Consider the following 15,456-nt stretch of genomic DNA (forward strand, 5'->3'; position numbering starts at 1 on the left):
ATCTCACTTCCCCGCCGGCTGGCGATCCAATGCCAAAGAAACTTCTTTTTTTACCGACCAGCAGAAGCCGCTGCCTTGCTCGCACGCACTCTTTAAGGGCCCATTGAGCACCCGATTAATTTCACGTGCATCGACCCCCAGCACATTTGCCGCGTGTCGAACCTTGTCCCCCGGGTTCTCTTTGAAATACCAGAGCACCTGTAACTCAAATACTCCAAGTCGCCCTAAGTCAATGGCTACAGGTGACCGAACTACTTTCGCCGCTACCGATGCTAAAGCGGTTTTACGCAGCAATGCATTACCCTTGTCGGACAATGACCATTGGAAGGCACCATTTTGCTGTACGTACGTTGAAAGGCTTCCGCCGAGGCTGTCCTGAATCTCATAAAAGAGCGCCTCATCTCCCTTTAAAGCCCGGCGGATATCTCCCATCAAACTTCCTGGATGATCGGCCAGATAAGTCAAAATGGACAGCTGATTATCGGTCAGCTCCTTGTCGACGGTACCAGGCACCCCCGAAGCGTGGGCGTCTTCCGTCATTACACGTGGCATAACCACACGCTGCTCCACCACAGACGCAATCGTTGATGGCTTGGTGGCTAGGGCTAAATCAGGCGTTGTGCCTTGTTGCGCCAGGGGCTCAACTCGCGCTTTCTTCCAACCCACAACCGGCATGCCGTACTTGCTCAGATATGCCTTGTACTCAGATCGGCTCAGCAGTTTCTCGATATCCACTGAAATACCGTTTTCCGCCAGGAAGTCGAATACCTTGCGTTGCCAGGAGCCATTGTGGGTTACCGCCTCGTAGGGAAGAGTCGGGTAGGCCGCCTTGTACTGCCCCGGCAACGACGTGGTCAAATCGTAATGCGAAAACTGATTGCGTTCGTAAGACTTGATCCAGTGCCCAGGCTGGCCGAGATACACCCAGATCTTGAAGCTGTGTGACCCCTCGACCAGATGGAAATCGCCGCAGTCCAGATAGATCACAGCCTTGTCGTTCATGATTGAGTCCATGCTCGCGAAGCTGGTTTTTACCTCGCCCCCGAGAATACGCTTTACGGAATGCTTGGCACTGCGACCGAGCATCAGCCTCGTGTGCCGGATCAATCCGAGCCTGAACAAACCCTCCAAAAACAATTTACGCGCCGGGAACATTCGCTTGAGATCTTCCTTTCCCGATTCCAAGCCATACTGTTCGACTGCCTGCAGGAACAGCCGCAAGTCCTCTTTGGAGAGCCAGCCACAGACCTTGGCAATGCGCTCCTGGCCTAATGGCTTCCACCATTCACGGAAGTTCTGCGCTGAACTGGCAATTCGCGGGTCGCCGGCGAGAGTGAGGAAGAAGTTCTGCCAAGCGTCACCGGGATCGTCCCCCGCTCGGTCGATCATTATCTCCAGGGCGGCATGACCTATTCGTTTGTCGCCCTCATAAGGAGCCTTGCTCACCGAAGGTTTGAGCAACTCATCAAGCACGTCATCCCATTCTCCAGGGTGCAGCTGGCGTAGTACTTCGAGATAGTAGTGCGCGCGACAAATATCGCCATAACGCCCGACATCGAAGCCACTTAGACCAAGGGTTTCAAAGGTCTGGCCCAGCTCCTCCCCCTTACTGCGGACTGACTTCACCAAAATCAGTGGGCCATCAAGCGTCAGTAGCCACTCACCTTCCCGTCTAAGGGTTACGAGTGAATCACTACCGAATGCCTGGCGTGGCGCAGGCATTCGCTTTAGCTGGTCCAACAAATGAAGTTCCAATCGACCACGTAAGCTGCTTTCTGCCTGTTTTTCGCGCTCGTCCAAATGATCGAAATGGCGGAAGTACAGCTGGATCAGCTGGATTAACGTCAGTCGGCTAAGTCGAGGCTTCTGGTGCTCAATCAGCACATCGAGCATTCGCGCATTGAACAGTCGGAAACCTACAACTTCGTCATGCAACCAGAGCCAAGTCAGCGCCCTCGCGCCAAGTCGACGCGTCAGCAACTCTTTAAGTCCGTCGAAACGCCCGCTGCCAGCCATGTCGCGAAATCGAGCGAGCATTCGTTCGAACGCACTACTCCCCCCCACCTTGGCCTTCATCCGATTGGCCTTTTCCACTAGCCGTACCCAACCCTCAATGACTGTAGGCGGCCATTCACCGGGGCGGTTGTCTATCGGCGGCAGCTTCACTGGCCGGAATTCCCAAGCAAGGTCTTGACTGCCTCATAATCAGCACTCTGCGGCCGACGGATAGTGAAGCGGATGTCAATGCGGCGGTTAAGCCGATAATCCTCTTCACCTCGTTGCTGCTTGCTCACGGGTCGAGTCTCTGCATAACCGCTAACTGAAAACAGTGGTTCGCCATCCTGGTTACTCAGCCGGTTCAGGCGCTCAGCCTCAGGTATCTCAGTGCTCCAGAATTGCCAAAGCGAGATTGCGCGAAACGTCGAAAGCCCCCAGTTACCTTTCCCCATGAAGCCAGGAAACGGACGGTTGTCCGTATGGCCTTCGATAAAAATGGTGTCGAGATAGTTGATGCGGTCATCCTGGCTAACCACCTGATTGATGACCTCACCAATCTCCAGTGCCGTTTGTTGATAACGCGGCTGGATCTCGTAAGCGCCAGTATCGAAGCCAAGTAATTCGTTGGGAATACGCAACACCGTATGGTTTTCACTAACCTCTACCTTGATGCCCCGCTGTCGCAGCTTTTCGACTGCTTCATCGAGAATCTGTTGCCGAACCGTTTCTGCCTTTTTCAGTTGCTCAACCTGCTGATCGAAGTCCGCGCTTTTCTCCATCAGCTGAAGAATCAGAACAACCGAAGCGAGGATAAATAGCACTAGAAGGGCCGACATGATATCTACGAAGGACTTCCAGTACGGATCTTCATCCTCCATTGGAACGTCATTAGATTTACGCCAGCGCATCAGCGGGCCTCCAGCTCATCGACCACGTCGTTAATCACCTTCACTACGGCATGCATCTGGTTGGCAAAGCTCATAGTCTCTTTGTTCCACTGGTCCATGCGCTCATGCACCTGATCACGCACCTCGCTGGAATAATTGCGCAACCATTGTTCTGCTTGCTGCTCTATGCCTTGTACCTGGCTACGCAGCACCTCCCCTAGGGCCGTGAACTCGCCACGCACACCCGCGAGGAATTCCTGCTGATGGCTCCCCATCTCACCAAATCCGTTTCGCGCCTCGGTGGCGGCCTGTTCGAAGCGCTGTGCACTTTCCAGCAGGGCGCCTTGAAGTTGTGCCAACGCAGCGGCCTGGCTCTGTAAGTGGCCAGCCAGCTGAGCGTTCTGCTCACCCGCAGACTCGATACGATGCGTCACGCTCTCCAAGCGCTGGCCGAGCAATTCAGCCGCTTGGCGAACATTGGTCGAAAGCAGGCCGAGCTGGTTGGCACTACTATCCATATGCCGACTGCTGGTAGCGGCAGCTTCACTGGCTTGCTGTAGGCGGCCCATCAGTTGCAGATGTTGTTCAGTCATCTGCCTGCTCTGCTGCTGAGTCGCCTGAACGGCCGTGGCTATACCCTCAAGAAGCGCCTGTTGTTGCAGCGCCATGTTTTCCAACTGCTCGGTAAAACGCTGCTGACGCGATTGTTCGCGATGTTCCGCTTGCTGCCCATGGCCTGCAATCTGCTCACTGAAGTTGCCCAGCAACTTACCGACTGTGACTTCCAATGCCTGCTGCTGAGCAGAAGCGGTCTCAGCTATAGCGTTGATTTGCTGCTGGCTGGTTTGCCCTAGGCTACCAATCAATTGCTGCTGTTGGGCCAGTGAAGCGGCCTGTTGATGCTCGTGACGCTGGGCACGCTCTTGCTCACGTGTTTCTGCAGCGCCCATCTGCGAATCCAGCTGGGAGTTCATCGTCATCATCAATCGCGAGAAAACTGTCTCCAGGCTCCTGTGTTGCTCATTGCCGGCCTCGGTCATGGCCTTCAGCTGCTCACGGCTGGCGCTGGCGGACTTCTCAAGCAACGCGGACTGGCTCGCACTGGCCTCGGCCAGAGTGCGTTCGAACAACAATTGGCGCTCCTCATCCCGTCTTTCGACGGAGCTGAGTTGAATGTCCAGTTGCCCCGTCAACCCGCTCATCAGCTCATTGAAACGCGTCTCCAATTGCTGCTGGCGCTGATCAGCTGAATTGGATAGTTGCTTCAGCTGGTCCTGAAACTCTCCGTTTTGCTGACGGACAACTTCTTGTTGGCGTCCCTGCTGGTCGCTCAAACTCTGGAACAGCTGGTTGAGTTGCTGCGTCATGCTACCCACGGCGGTGTTCACATCCGCAGCAGCCTGCTGCATCAGATTGCCCTGCTCACGCCCAGCCGAGGTCAGTCCTTGTGTGAAGTTGCTTACCAACTGTTCAAGCACTTGGGTGGATTGCTGACTGGTAGTGCTGACGAGCGTCTGAATGGCAGGTGCCATTATGTTGTTCAACGCATCGGTGAGTGCCGTCTGCATCGCCTCACTCATACCTACAAGGCTTTCCTGCAGGCGATCACCGATACGTTCGTGCAATTCCTGAAGGGCTTCCTTGCTTTCGCGACTGTAATCCGCGATATGTACCAGCGACTGCTCGGCAGGAATCAGTGGATACAGCGCGTCGATCTGGTGCTGAAGATCATGTATCCGACCTAACGCCCAGCGCTCGGCAATCTTCTCGATCAAGTTCAGCACTAGGCTAAACCCAACGCCCCATACCGATGCCATGAAAGCAACAGCTGCGCCCTGGATCATCACGGAGATTCCTGCCCGTAACTGATCTACTCCTCCGCTGCTGTCTAACTTCAGCTTAGACAGGCCGATGGTCAGACCCACAAACGTGGCCAGCACGCCCAAACCGACCAATAAACCAGGCAGCGAACCGAAAAACCGACTTCCGCTCAGGCCCGGAGCCAGAGTGCGCGCATTGAAGAAATGCTCAGCATCGAGAGTGTTGAACAACTGTTTGTGATCACTAGAGCTAACCAGGCTGTCGTCAAACTCGTGCCACAGTACACCGACTCGCTTGACCTTGAGCCCAAGCGCTTTCTGCAAGGTCTCTCGACGATTCAGGGCCAGGTTTTCACGACTCTGTCCAGCGACAAGGGTGTTCAGCGCACGCATGCGCGCCCTAAAGCTCAGCCCGCTGCGAATCAAAGAGATGACCGAATAGGTGAAAAGTGCCGCCATGATCAACCAGAACACGACACCTAGGGCCTCGGTACTACCGCTCTTCAGCAAGGAAAAGTTGGGCAACAGGTGATTCAAGAATTCCATGATATCGGTCCAGAGGATCAGCGTAAGCAGTAAGTAAGCAGCCTTTTCCACCAACACATTGGTCAGAGGCTCACACTTCTGACGATGTTTGGTTGAGGCGGGCGCAGGGTTAGTTGCAGAGTGGCGTTAGTTGATCAACCTTGGCGACAACAAGGTGTTATTTAGCAAGGGAGATGTTGAATTGCTCAACGTCGCCTCCCACAAAAAAAATTCAGATGCGACTTACCGCGCACGACGATAGCGCCCTTGATCAAGCCGTTTTTCTCTCGCACCGGCTTGCGCAGGCCCCATCTCCTATTGGCGATAGCCGGTGAGGTAAATTTGCTGAAGATGTCTCGTACCGAGAGCGACTTCTTGTCCATGCTGAATTCCTAGGGGACGCGGCCGAGCCAGCCCATACGAGCGTTCAGGGGCAGCGAGAAGCTGAAAAACGGCTGGGAACGCGCATTCGGTCACGAGTTCATACAGGCCGCTAGTGTGTGACTGCGATCACAATAACCACCAGATTTTCGTGCGTAAAGGTCGACGACCGTCGAAATGGAACTATTTGAGCAGAAGACTGTCCCGACGAGTATTGAACCCAATCGTGAATTGCCATTTCCCAGCCATCTCGCCCTTGATGACGACTCCCGAGCGTCACAACCCAATGCATGCCGATCCGTTAGGGTGGCGACAACGGCGACACGGGCGACAGACCGCGTGGCGTCTACATCATTGCCGTCGGAGCAGATGGCGACAGTCGCCAACGCCTCCCTGCTCTTAGCCTCTCCGGCTAAGTCCCTGAGCATGGGGAGGCTTCGCACCCCCATGCTCAGGGACTAACACTATAAAAGCGACAAACGGCCACTTTGCTAATGACTGCCACCGATCTCCAAAGCAGGCCAAACCATGTGCCTGGCAAATTTCCAGACGCTCTCCCCCGATTGACCCATACCCCTGCGACCGATAAAACAAAGCTTCAAAGCGCTGCCATCGGCAGCACCTAAGATGGCCAGAACCTTCAAGGTCATGCCGCTATCACGGTGGTTCATCCCTAAGTGCGATTCGCGCCCGGAGGCTCGCACAGTCATTCGCCAGAGTGATGGACGCCTACTTAACGATCCGCCTAGTGCGGCAACCCGCTAACCCTCAAGCCCCGCAGCAACGAGCCTGCCCGGCCAACTTTTTGCGCCAACCCTTCGCCCGTCTCTTTCTCCAGAAAAGAGACGGGCGCATCTCACACTGCTGCAGCTCTGCTCCCACGGGCCTTTGCAGCTCTCCCCCTCGTGACAATCGGCGTGACAAACGCCGCTGTCACCAGCAACAGCGCTGCAGATGATGGTGCCGCAGACCAAGGAATGGACTGCACCTGACTGACAGTCAGGCATGCCCCGGTCATCACATCGCTGCTTTTACCCGACTCAGGATCTCGCGGCACTGGTCTCGTCAGCCAGTGCAGCCTCCACCCGCCCACCGGTATCGGTGTTCAGGAGGCCAGATCATGAGATGCCCAAGCTCCCGGCCGTAAGGAGCCGTCAGTCCCGCGCTAGTGGACAAACCTCACAGGTCGCAGGGGCCTTGATCCCTGATAACACTCAACAACCGTGGCGGGATGAGTGAGGACAAAGTTGATCATCTCAGGAGAATAGCGATGCAACTGCGCGAAGCGTTCGAGCCTCCACAACCCTTGCTGGAATACCAGCAGGCACCACTGCCCTACCCGGTTGAAGCACTCGGGAAACTGTTGGCCCCTGCGGTCGAACGACTGGCCGAGGTGATCGGCGTGCCCCGCGCCATGGCTGCACAATCGGTGCTGGCCAGCGCTGCTCTGGTGAGCCAGGGTCATGCCAATGTCCAACTCGACGGCCGAACCTATCCGCTGTCCCTTTACCTGCTGACAGTGGCGTCCTCGGGTGATCGCAAAAGCGCGGTGGATCATCTGGCACTAAAGACGGCGCGCGACTGGGAACGACAGCAGTGGGCCCTGTATGCGGAAAAGCTCAAAGCTTATCGCGCCGCTACCAGCATCATGGCCAAACCCAAAACCTCAAAGAAACAAGCGGAGGCGGAAGGCAGCGAACTATCTGAGCCAGTCCCGCCGAGGCTGATCATCGCCGAACCCACCATTGAGGCCTTGATCAAAAGCTTATGCCATGGCTTGCCCAGCATGGGCTTGTTCAATGATGAAGGTGGCCAATTCTTGGGCAGCAGCACCATGAGCAAAGAGAACTTGCTCAAGGCGATCACCACCTTGTCGACACTGTGGGATGGCAGCCCCATCGACAGGGCGCGCTCCATGGCCGGAGAAAGCCTGCGCGCTTACGACCGCCGTCTCAGCCTGCATTTGATGCTGCAGCCTTACTTGGCCAACCAGCTACTCAAAGACTCGGTTATCAAAGGCCAAGGCATCCTGGGTCGCTGCCTGATCAGCTGGCCCGAACGTCTGGTCGGCCGGCGTTTGTACAAGGCAGTCGACTTGACGCGAGATGCCAAGGTCCAGCGCTACCAAACGCGCATCACCACCCTGCTGGATAAGCCATTGTCGCTGCACAAAGACGGTTCACTTAACCCCGCCAAGCTGGAACTGACGCCCAGCGCTCGCACTGCCTGGATTGATATTCACGACACCATCGAATGCCAGTCTGGCGAGTTCGGTGAGCTGGCGGGCGTCCAATCCGTCGCAGGAAAAGCGGCGGCGAATGTACTGCGCATCGCCGGTGTGCTCGCGGTAATTGAAGATGCGAATGTAGTGAGTGAGGCCCATATTCAACGCGCCTCAACACTGATGGATTACTACCTGGCGGAGATCCAACGCCTGACCGAACAAGAGCCAATCAACACTTTACGTGAGGAAGCGGATCGACTGTTGCGCTGGCTGACGCAAAAAGGCTGGACCCACTTCACCATCCGCGATCTCAATCGCAACGGCCCTCGCTTTGCCCGCAAGAGCAGCCATCACACCGCCACACTGCTCGTCGAGCTGATCACGCATAACTGGCTGAACTGTCGCGATGCCAAAACTTTCGAGGTCCGCCATGTTTCGCCTCAATGACGCGGTGCGCCGCTACCAGGCGCAACATCAATCACAATCAGAAACACGGCGTGTCGCCGCTTCTGTCGCCACCTTGTCGCCACACGCCAGGCCAAGAATGAAGCGGGTTGTCGCCACTGTCGCCGCTGTCGCCACACCACCTCTTGCCCCCGCCGACATCGCCCTGTTGATCGAGCAACTGCGTGAGGAAGGGGCACTGCTAGAACACCAGGAGAACGCCCTCCTGATCCGCCCAACACACTGGCAGCAGGTGGACAGGTTCAGCCCCCACTGGAAAGCCCTGCTTCTTTTTCTGCAAACACACGAAAACGGTGATGACGATGGTCGGTCGGCGTGATGGTCGCAACTTTGGCTATGGCCGCCAGTTGAGCTACGCCGGCCCACAAGCGCTCAAGGATCTGTTTGCCGGTGGCCACTTCGCCACGGTCAAAGCGCATAGCGACCGCTGGCAAGCGTTCGTGCGTTGGTGTCGATCAGAGGACGGCCCAGGTTGCAACGATGCGCGCCAGATTGATCGACAGACGCTGCAAGACTACGCCGCTTACCTGCGCCAGCAGATCCAGCAAGGTGAACTCTGCATCGCCACCGCGCAGAACCGCCTAAGCAGCGTCAACCGCACCCTCGCTGCGCTGCGCGGTGATCAGGACGTGAGGATCGCCAGCCCGAGTCAGGCGTTGGGACAACAGCGCTCCAGCGTACGCACCCGTGCGCCAGATGGTCAAGACCAGCAACAGGTGCAGCGAGTACTCGAGGCGCTCGGCGAACAGCAATACGAGCGGGTGGCCGCGATTGTTCTGTTGGCCCGAACAACCGGTATGCGCCTGCGCGAAGCGATCCTCGCTGACCTGCCGCGACTGCAACGCGAAGCCGAACACTTGGGACGTATCAACATTCAGGACGGCACCAAAGGTGGCCGCTCGGGGGCATCAGCACCGCGATGGGTCATAGCCAATGAAGCGGTGAAGGCGGCGCTGCAGTTTGCTCGTCATGCGGCACCGACCGGCAGCCGCAACTTGCTGGCCCGAAACGAAAGATACGCAGCGTTCCTGCAGAAGACCGTGCTCCCCACCCGCGAAACGCTGCATAAACAAGAGCTGAAGGGTTTTCATGAACTGCGCGCGGCCTACGCCTGCGAGCGTTACGAGCAACTCACGGGCCACGCCGCACCGGTCAACGGTGGCCACTGCTATCGCATTGACCGCGACCTTGACCAACAGGCGCGGCAACAGATCAGCCTTGAGCTCGGGCATAACAGGATCGATGTAGCGTCGGCCTACATTGGAGGTCGAGCGTGAGCAAGCCCTTTGATATGGCGCTGTTCCTGAGCGGCGTACTGACTGGCTCGAAGGTCACACAGCAACGTCACCTACGGCAAGCTCGAGTCATGCAAGCGGCCATTCAAGAGCGCTGGCAACGTGATAATCCTTGGACTTGGCAACTCAAGCATGTGCGCTGGTTTCTCACCCAGTACCTGAAAGACCATTCCGACGCCACCCGGTATTACTACCTACTCACGGCTTCATTGGTCTGGAAGCGATTAGGGAGGGACCGAGACTTGGTCATCGCCCCTGCCGTGTGTCGCAACACCGCTTATTGGCGGGATGACGTGAGGGAGAGATTGGTATTTCCCTGAATCCCTGCAACCGAGACTGCTCAGTGCCGAGCTTGGATTGGGGTACAATCACCGGCATTTTATGCCATCAGGATCGGCATCCGCTCCCTGGGTGCCCACAAGAGATTCCGCAATGCCCCTCACGCTGCAACAACTGGAACGCCATCTGTTCAAGGCTGCCGATATTCTGCGCGGCAAGATGGATGCCTCGGAGTTCAAGGAATACATTTTTGGCATGCTGTTCCTCAAGCGCTGCTCCGACGTATTCGAGGAGCGTTATGAGCAGGTAGTTGCCGATGAAGTAAACGCCGGCAAGAGCAAGGCCGAGGCCTTTGTCACAGCGGAAAACCCGCGCTGGTACAAGCGTGATGGCAATTTTTGGGTGCCCAGCCATTCGCGCTTCAAGTATTTGCTCAACGAAGCGCACATCAATGTCGGCGACCTGCTTAACAAGGCGCTGGGCGGCATCGAGGAAAACAACGTCTCCCTGGAAGGGGTGCTGGAGCACATCGACTTCACCCGCAAGGTCGGCCAGAGCAAGATTTCCGATCAGAAGCTGCGCCAGCTCATCACCCACTTTGGTGAAGTGCGCCTGCATAACAGTGACTTCGAATTCCCTGACCTACTCGGGGCAGCCTACGAGTACCTGATCGCCGAGTTCGCCGACTCGGCCGGCAAGAAAGGCGGTGAATTCTATACGCCGCGCTCTGTCGTGCGACTGATGGTTCAACTGCTCAAGCCGACTCTGGCACACGATGTCTACGACCCCTGCTGCGGCTCGGGCGGCATGTTGATTGCTGCCAAGGAATATATCGACGAGCACGGCGAGGACGGCCGCAAGGCCAACCTGTTCGGCCAGGAATTCAACGGTACCGTCTGGTCCATCGCGCAGATGAACATGCTGTTACATGGCATCAGCAACGCCTGGCTGGAGAACGAAGACACACTGGCCGACCCTCGGCATATCGAGGGCGGCGAACTGCGCCGCTTCGACCGAGTCCTCACCAACCCGCCATTCTCCATCAACTGGGGTCATACCGAGAAAAGCCCAGATGGCAGCCTGGCCTGGAACCCGACATTCCGCGAGCAGCGCTTCCGCTTCGGTGAAGTGCCGCTGGGCTCGAAAAAGGCCGACCTGATGTTCCTCCAGCACATGCTCGCCGTGACCCGCGACGAGGGCATGATCGCCACCGTACTGCCCCACGGCGTGCTGTTCCGGGGCGGTGAGGAACGCGGAATCCGCGCTGGCATTATCGAAAACGACCTGCTCGAAGCCGTGATCGGCCTGCCGGCCAACCTTTTCTATGGCACTGGCATTCCCGCCTGCATCCTCATCCTGCGCCAACAAAAGCAGGAAGGTGCCAACCGTATCAGCGCCAAGCCTGCCCAGCGGCAGGGCAAGGTGCTGTTTATCAACGCCGACCGCGAGTACTTCGAGGGCCGTGCGCAGAACTACCTACTGCCCGAGCACATCGAGAAGATCACCACCGCCTTTGACGAATTTCGCCGGATCGGCGGTCTCAGCGACGTGGTGGATATCGCCACACTGCGCGAAAACGACTACAACCTTAATATCCGCCGCTATGTGGATAACGCACCGCTGCCCGAGCCGCATGATGTGCGTGCACACCTGTTTGGCGGTGTGCCCGAGGCCGAAATCGAGGCGAAAGCTCCGTTGTTCGCCGCGCATGGTCTCGACCCGCATGACCTTCTCGTGGCGCGCGAATTGCAATATTTCGACTTTGGCGGCGAGCTAACCCGCCGTGCCGACCTCAAGCCGGCCATCGAAGGCAATGCCGGCCTGCAGTCCAAGGAAGCCGCCCTGCGTGAGGCATTCGAGAGCTGGTGGCACGAACACAGCCCGCGTATAACCGCCTTGGCCGGGAAGTTCGATAATAACGCCGCGCTGGTCAATCTGCGTGGAGAACTGCTGGTCAGCTTTAGCCAGACGCTGGAACGTATTGCCCTGCTCGACCCCTTCCAAGTCAGGGGCATCGTCGCCGGCTTCTGGTACCAGAGCAAGTATGACTTTCTCGGTTTGATGGCGCGCGGCAGTCGGGGTGTGATCGACGCTTGGCGCACCAGCATCATCACCGCCTTGGAAGACAAGGCCAGCAAGCAAAGCCCATTGGAGCACAAACTGGTGAAGTTCCTTCTCGGCGATTTCGTAGCCGGGCTAGCCGAGTTGGAAGCGAGAAAAGCCGAACTGGATAGCCAGCTTAAGACCGCCGCCACAAGCAAGGGAGAGGATTCCGACGAGGAAGACGGCGAAGTGGATGCCGACGACGAAGAAAGTCCGATCAACGAAGCCCATATCAAGGCCTGGAAGGTCGAGCTGGCCAACGTAAAGAAGCTGCTTAAAACCCAGCAGGAAAACTTCGCCAGCCACCTGAATCAAGCTGTCGACGGCCTGGACGAGCCACAAGCCGCCGAGCTGCTGCTGACTATTCTGCACAACGATATGCAGACTATCGTTGAGCGCTATATCTCCGCTCAACGCGCGCAGATTATTGCCGCATTCGAGAACTGGTGGGACAAGTACCGGGTAACGCTGAAAGAGATAGAGCAGAAGCGCGATGCGGCGGCAGAGGTGTTTGAGGGGTTCCTGAAGGGGTTGGGGTATGTTTGAGCTCGATAAGGCTCCATTACTCAATGGAAAGATTGAGGTACTATCTGGCTTTGCCTTTCCGTCTAGCGGCTTCAATCAGCTTGATGGTTTGCCGCTGATTCGGATTCGTGATCTCGGTGGCAGCACCACTGAGGTTCGATTCCGAGGCGCGTATGACCCTGCATATCGCGTCTCCAAAGGCGACCTACTGGTTGCCATGGATGGCGATTTTGAGGTGCATCGATGGGAGGGTGAAGATGCTCTGCTCAATCAACGTGTGTGCAGAATCTCATCGGCTAGTAGAGAAATTGATCAAGGCTTTTTGTATTGGTACCTGAAGCCAAAAATCGCGGAAATCCATCGTAGAACCCCGCAAACGACAGTCCGACATCTGTCGACGAAGGATGTTTATGCGATAGCCGAACCGCCTATTGGCTATCCCGCTCAGAAGCGCATTGCCCAAATCCTCGACACCCTCGACACCGCCATCCGCGAAACCCAGGAACTGATCGTCAAGCTCAAGGCCGTCAAGCAGGGCCTGCTGCACGACCTGCTGACCCGTGGCATCGACGCCAACGGCCAACTGCGCCCGCGGCAGAGCGAAGCGCCGCAGCTCTACAAGGAATCGCCGCTGGGGTGGATCCCGAGCAAGTGGGAGGTGCTCCGGCTCGATACGGTTACGGCACGTGGCAGCGGGCACACGCCGAGCAAGGATGTTCTTTCCTACTGGAATGGCGGAGTGAAGTGGGTTTCTCTGGCCGACTCGCATCGCCTCGACCAGATCTACATCCACGAAACGGACAAGGAAATCAGCGAGCTTGGTATAGCCAACTCATCGGCAGTTCTTCATTCCGAAGGAACTGTCATTCTGTCCCGCGATGCAGGGATTGGTAAGAGCGCCATCCTCGGCTGCAACATGGCGGTTAGCCAGCACTTTATGGCGTGGCGTTGCGGAGAAAAGCTGAACAACCTTTTCCTGTACTTCTACCTGCAGCGAGAAAAGCCTAAGTTTGAAGCGATAGCGATGGGAAGCACGATCAAGACCATAGGCCTGCCATTCTTCAAAGGCTACGAAATTGCGTTACCTCCGCGCCGAGAGCAGGATCAAGCGGCCGCCATCATGATGGAAACTGAGCAGCATTTGACAGCGCATGATGCCGAACTGGAAAAGCTTCGGCAGCAGAAGATTGGCCTAATGGACGACCTGTTGACCGGCCGCGTGCGTGTCACCCCGCTACTGGAATCTATGCAGCAAGCAGCTGCACAAACGGAAGCCTGATATGCCACAGCGCCTGCCACCTCGCGAATCCCTCACCGTCGAATTCAAGAGCGACCGCAGCAAGCTCCCCGACCGCGAACTAATCGAAGCGCTGGTCTGCCTGGCAAATGCCGAAGGCGGCGAGCTATGGCTAGGTGTCGAGGACGACGGTACGCCCACCGGCCTGCATGCGGAGCATCGCCTGCTGGAGGGCTTGGCCGGCATGGTCGCAGCGCGCACCTCGCCGTCGCTGAACGTACAGGCCGAGGCGCTCGACCTGGATGGCGTGACCGTGGCGCGTATCCATGTACCCAAAACCCAGGGCGAGGTGGCCACCACCAGCGGCGTCTACCTGCGCCGTCGTTTGAAGCACGACGGCACGCCCGAATGCATAGCCATGCTGCCACATGAGCGCAGCAGCCGCGCAAGCAGCTTCGGCCTGCTCGATGTTTCCGCCCAGCCGGTGGCCGGTGCCACTCTCGCCGACCTCGACCCGCTGGAGCGCGAGCGCCTGCGCCAGGCGGTGCAGCAATACGGCGGCGACCGAGTGCTGCTGGAATTGGACGACGAAGCCCTGGACGGCGCACTGCTGCTCACTGCGCGCCAGCCGGACGGTATGCGCGTGCCGACCCTTACCGGCCTGCTACTGATCGGCCGGGAAACCTCCCTGCGCCAACTGGTACCCACCCACGAGTTCGCTTTCCAGGTGCTGGCCCAGCAGGCAGTGCGCTTCAATGAGTTTCGCCGCTTCCCATTGCTCAAGGCACTGGACTGGCTGGAAACCAACTTCCGTCCCTACAACCCCGAGGAAGAACTGCAGGTCGGCCTGTTCCGCGTGCCGGTGCCCAAGGTGGACCTCGGCGCCTTCCGAGAAGCCGTGGCCAATGCCCTGGTCCACCGTGACTACCACGGCCGGGGCGCGGTGCATGTGCGTCTTGAAGACGATGCCCTGGTGGTCAGCAACCCCGGTGGCTTGGTCGATGGTGTGACCCTGGCCAACCTGCTGGTGACCGAACCGCGCCCGCGCAACCCGACCCTGGCCGACGCCATGAAGCGCGTCGGCGTAGTCGAACGCTCTGGCCGAGGCGTCGACAAGATTTTCCGCGGCATGCTCAAGTTCGGCCGACCGGCCCCGGACTACAGTTACACCACCGCCCAGAGCGTGGTGCTGCGCCTGCCCACCGCAGAGGCCGACCTGGACTTCCGCCGCCTGGTAGTCGAGCAGGAGCGTGCCACCAACGCCGAGCTGCCCATCGACAGCCTGATCGCCCTGGCCGCCCTGCACGAAAGTAAGCGCGTCACAGCCGACGAACTGGCCGTACAGATCCAGCGCGACCCCGCCAGCGCCAAACGCACCCTGGAAGCCCTGACAGAAGCCGGGTTGGTGGCAGCCCACGGCTCTACCCGCGGCCGCAGCTATACCCTGTCGGCCAGCCTGTACCAGGCAGTGGGCGACAAAGCCGCCTATACCCGCCAGGCAGGCTTCACACCCATTCAACATGAGCAAATGGTGTTGAACTATGTGCAGCAGCATGGGCAGATTCAGCGCGCTGAAGTAATGGATCTTTGCCGGCTCTCGCCTGATCAGGCGGCAAAACTACTCAAGCGCATGAAAGACAAGGGCGTACTGATACAGCAAGGTGAACGACGCTGGTCGGTCTATAAGCTCGGCTAAAAACTCTATGAGCTGCTATGA

11 protein-coding genes are annotated in these 15,456 nt (G+C 57.7%); 7 read left to right on the forward strand and 4 right to left on the reverse strand.

The genetic code is table 11. The annotated features are described in order from the left end of the window. Positions 1–3: 3 nt before the first annotated feature. From ACNYC6_RS09755 to ACNYC6_RS09770, 4 genes are all read right to left on the reverse strand, one after another. Positions 4–2,076 (reverse strand): EH signature domain-containing protein, encoded by a 2,073-nt coding sequence (locus ACNYC6_RS09755; RefSeq protein WP_419712115.1) that lies wholly within the window; start codon positions 2,074–2,076, stop codon positions 4–6. An 86-nt stretch (positions 2,077–2,162) separates the two neighbouring features. Continuing rightward, entirely contained in the window at positions 2,163–2,906 is a 744-nt protein-coding gene (locus ACNYC6_RS09760) for an OmpA/MotB family protein (protein ID WP_120125144.1), read from the reverse strand. After that, the gene (zorA, locus tag ACNYC6_RS09765) at positions 2,906–5,254 is read right to left on the reverse strand and encodes an anti-phage ZorAB system protein ZorA (RefSeq protein ID WP_419712938.1); all 2,349 of its coding nucleotides are present in this window, start codon (positions 5,252–5,254) and stop codon (positions 2,906–2,908) included. Before zorA ends, ACNYC6_RS09760 begins: the two co-directional genes overlap by 1 nt. 182 nt (positions 5,255–5,436) lie before the next feature. Then, positions 5,437–5,613, reverse strand: coding sequence for a hypothetical protein (locus ACNYC6_RS09770; RefSeq protein ID WP_419712116.1), 177 nt, complete (start codon positions 5,611–5,613; stop codon positions 5,437–5,439). A 1,268-nt stretch (positions 5,614–6,881) separates the two neighbouring features. On the opposite strand from ACNYC6_RS09770, the gene ACNYC6_RS09775 reads away from it, so the two are divergent. The 7 genes from ACNYC6_RS09775 to ACNYC6_RS09805 all read left to right on the forward strand — a co-directional run bounded on the left by ACNYC6_RS09775 (position 6,882) and on the right by ACNYC6_RS09805 (position 15,435). Beyond that, the gene (locus ACNYC6_RS09775; RefSeq protein ID WP_419712117.1) at positions 6,882–8,282 is read left to right on the forward strand and encodes a YfjI family protein; all 1,401 of its coding nucleotides are present in this window, start codon (positions 6,882–6,884) and stop codon (positions 8,280–8,282) included. Beyond that, positions 8,266–8,619, forward strand: a complete 354-nt coding sequence (locus ACNYC6_RS09780) for a hypothetical protein (protein WP_419712118.1) — start codon at positions 8,266–8,268, stop codon at positions 8,617–8,619. Before ACNYC6_RS09775 ends, ACNYC6_RS09780 begins: the two co-directional genes overlap by 17 nt. Then, positions 8,597–9,577: an integrase domain-containing protein gene (locus tag ACNYC6_RS09785; RefSeq protein WP_419712119.1), complete on the forward strand. Its 981-nt coding sequence runs from the start codon at positions 8,597–8,599 to the stop codon at positions 9,575–9,577. The genes ACNYC6_RS09780 and ACNYC6_RS09785 overlap by 23 nt, the downstream gene beginning before the upstream one ends. Then, positions 9,574–9,915, forward strand: a complete 342-nt coding sequence (locus ACNYC6_RS09790; protein WP_419712120.1) for a hypothetical protein — start codon at positions 9,574–9,576, stop codon at positions 9,913–9,915. Before ACNYC6_RS09785 ends, ACNYC6_RS09790 begins: the two co-directional genes overlap by 4 nt. A gap of 112 nt (positions 9,916–10,027) precedes the next feature. After that, entirely contained in the window at positions 10,028–12,523 is a 2,496-nt protein-coding gene (locus tag ACNYC6_RS09795) for a type I restriction-modification system subunit M (RefSeq protein WP_419712121.1), read from the forward strand. Continuing rightward, on the forward strand, positions 12,516–13,781 hold the full coding sequence (locus ACNYC6_RS09800) for a restriction endonuclease subunit S (protein WP_419712122.1): 1,266 nt from the start codon (positions 12,516–12,518) through the stop codon (positions 13,779–13,781). Before ACNYC6_RS09795 ends, ACNYC6_RS09800 begins: the two co-directional genes overlap by 8 nt. Position 13,782: 1 nt before the next feature. Continuing rightward, positions 13,783–15,435 carry an ATP-binding protein gene (locus ACNYC6_RS09805; protein ID WP_419712123.1) on the forward strand — a complete coding sequence of 551 codons (1,653 nt, stop codon included), beginning with the start codon at positions 13,783–13,785 and terminating at the stop codon, positions 15,433–15,435. The last annotated feature ends 21 nt before the right edge of the window (positions 15,436–15,456 follow it).

The organism is Pseudomonas sp. NFX224 (genome assembly GCF_048565165.1).
GTDB lineage: Bacteria > Pseudomonadota > Gammaproteobacteria > Pseudomonadales > Pseudomonadaceae > Aquipseudomonas.

Bases quoted from the DNA above. Each gene is read 5' to 3' on its own strand.
- ACNYC6_RS09755 (WP_419712115.1), bottom strand. From the start codon at position 2,076: ATGAAGGCCAAGGTGGGGGGGAGTAGTGCGTTCGAACGAATGCTCGCT.
- ACNYC6_RS09760 (WP_120125144.1), bottom strand. From the start codon at position 2,906: ATGCGCTGGCGTAAATCTAATGACGTTCCAATGGAGGATGAAGATCCG.
- ACNYC6_RS09770 (WP_419712116.1), bottom strand. From the start codon at position 5,613: ATGGACAAGAAGTCGCTCTCGGTACGAGACATCTTCAGCAAATTTACC.
- ACNYC6_RS09775 (WP_419712117.1), top strand. From the start codon at position 6,882: ATGCAACTGCGCGAAGCGTTCGAGCCTCCACAACCCTTGCTGGAATAC.
- ACNYC6_RS09780 (WP_419712118.1), top strand. From the start codon at position 8,266: ATGTTTCGCCTCAATGACGCGGTGCGCCGCTACCAGGCGCAACATCAA.
- ACNYC6_RS09785 (WP_419712119.1), top strand. From the start codon at position 8,597: ATGACGATGGTCGGTCGGCGTGATGGTCGCAACTTTGGCTATGGCCGC.
- ACNYC6_RS09795 (WP_419712121.1), top strand. From the start codon at position 10,028: ATGCCCCTCACGCTGCAACAACTGGAACGCCATCTGTTCAAGGCTGCC.
- ACNYC6_RS09800 (WP_419712122.1), top strand. From the start codon at position 12,516: ATGTTTGAGCTCGATAAGGCTCCATTACTCAATGGAAAGATTGAGGTA.
- ACNYC6_RS09805 (WP_419712123.1), top strand. From the start codon at position 13,783: ATGCCACAGCGCCTGCCACCTCGCGAATCCCTCACCGTCGAATTCAAG.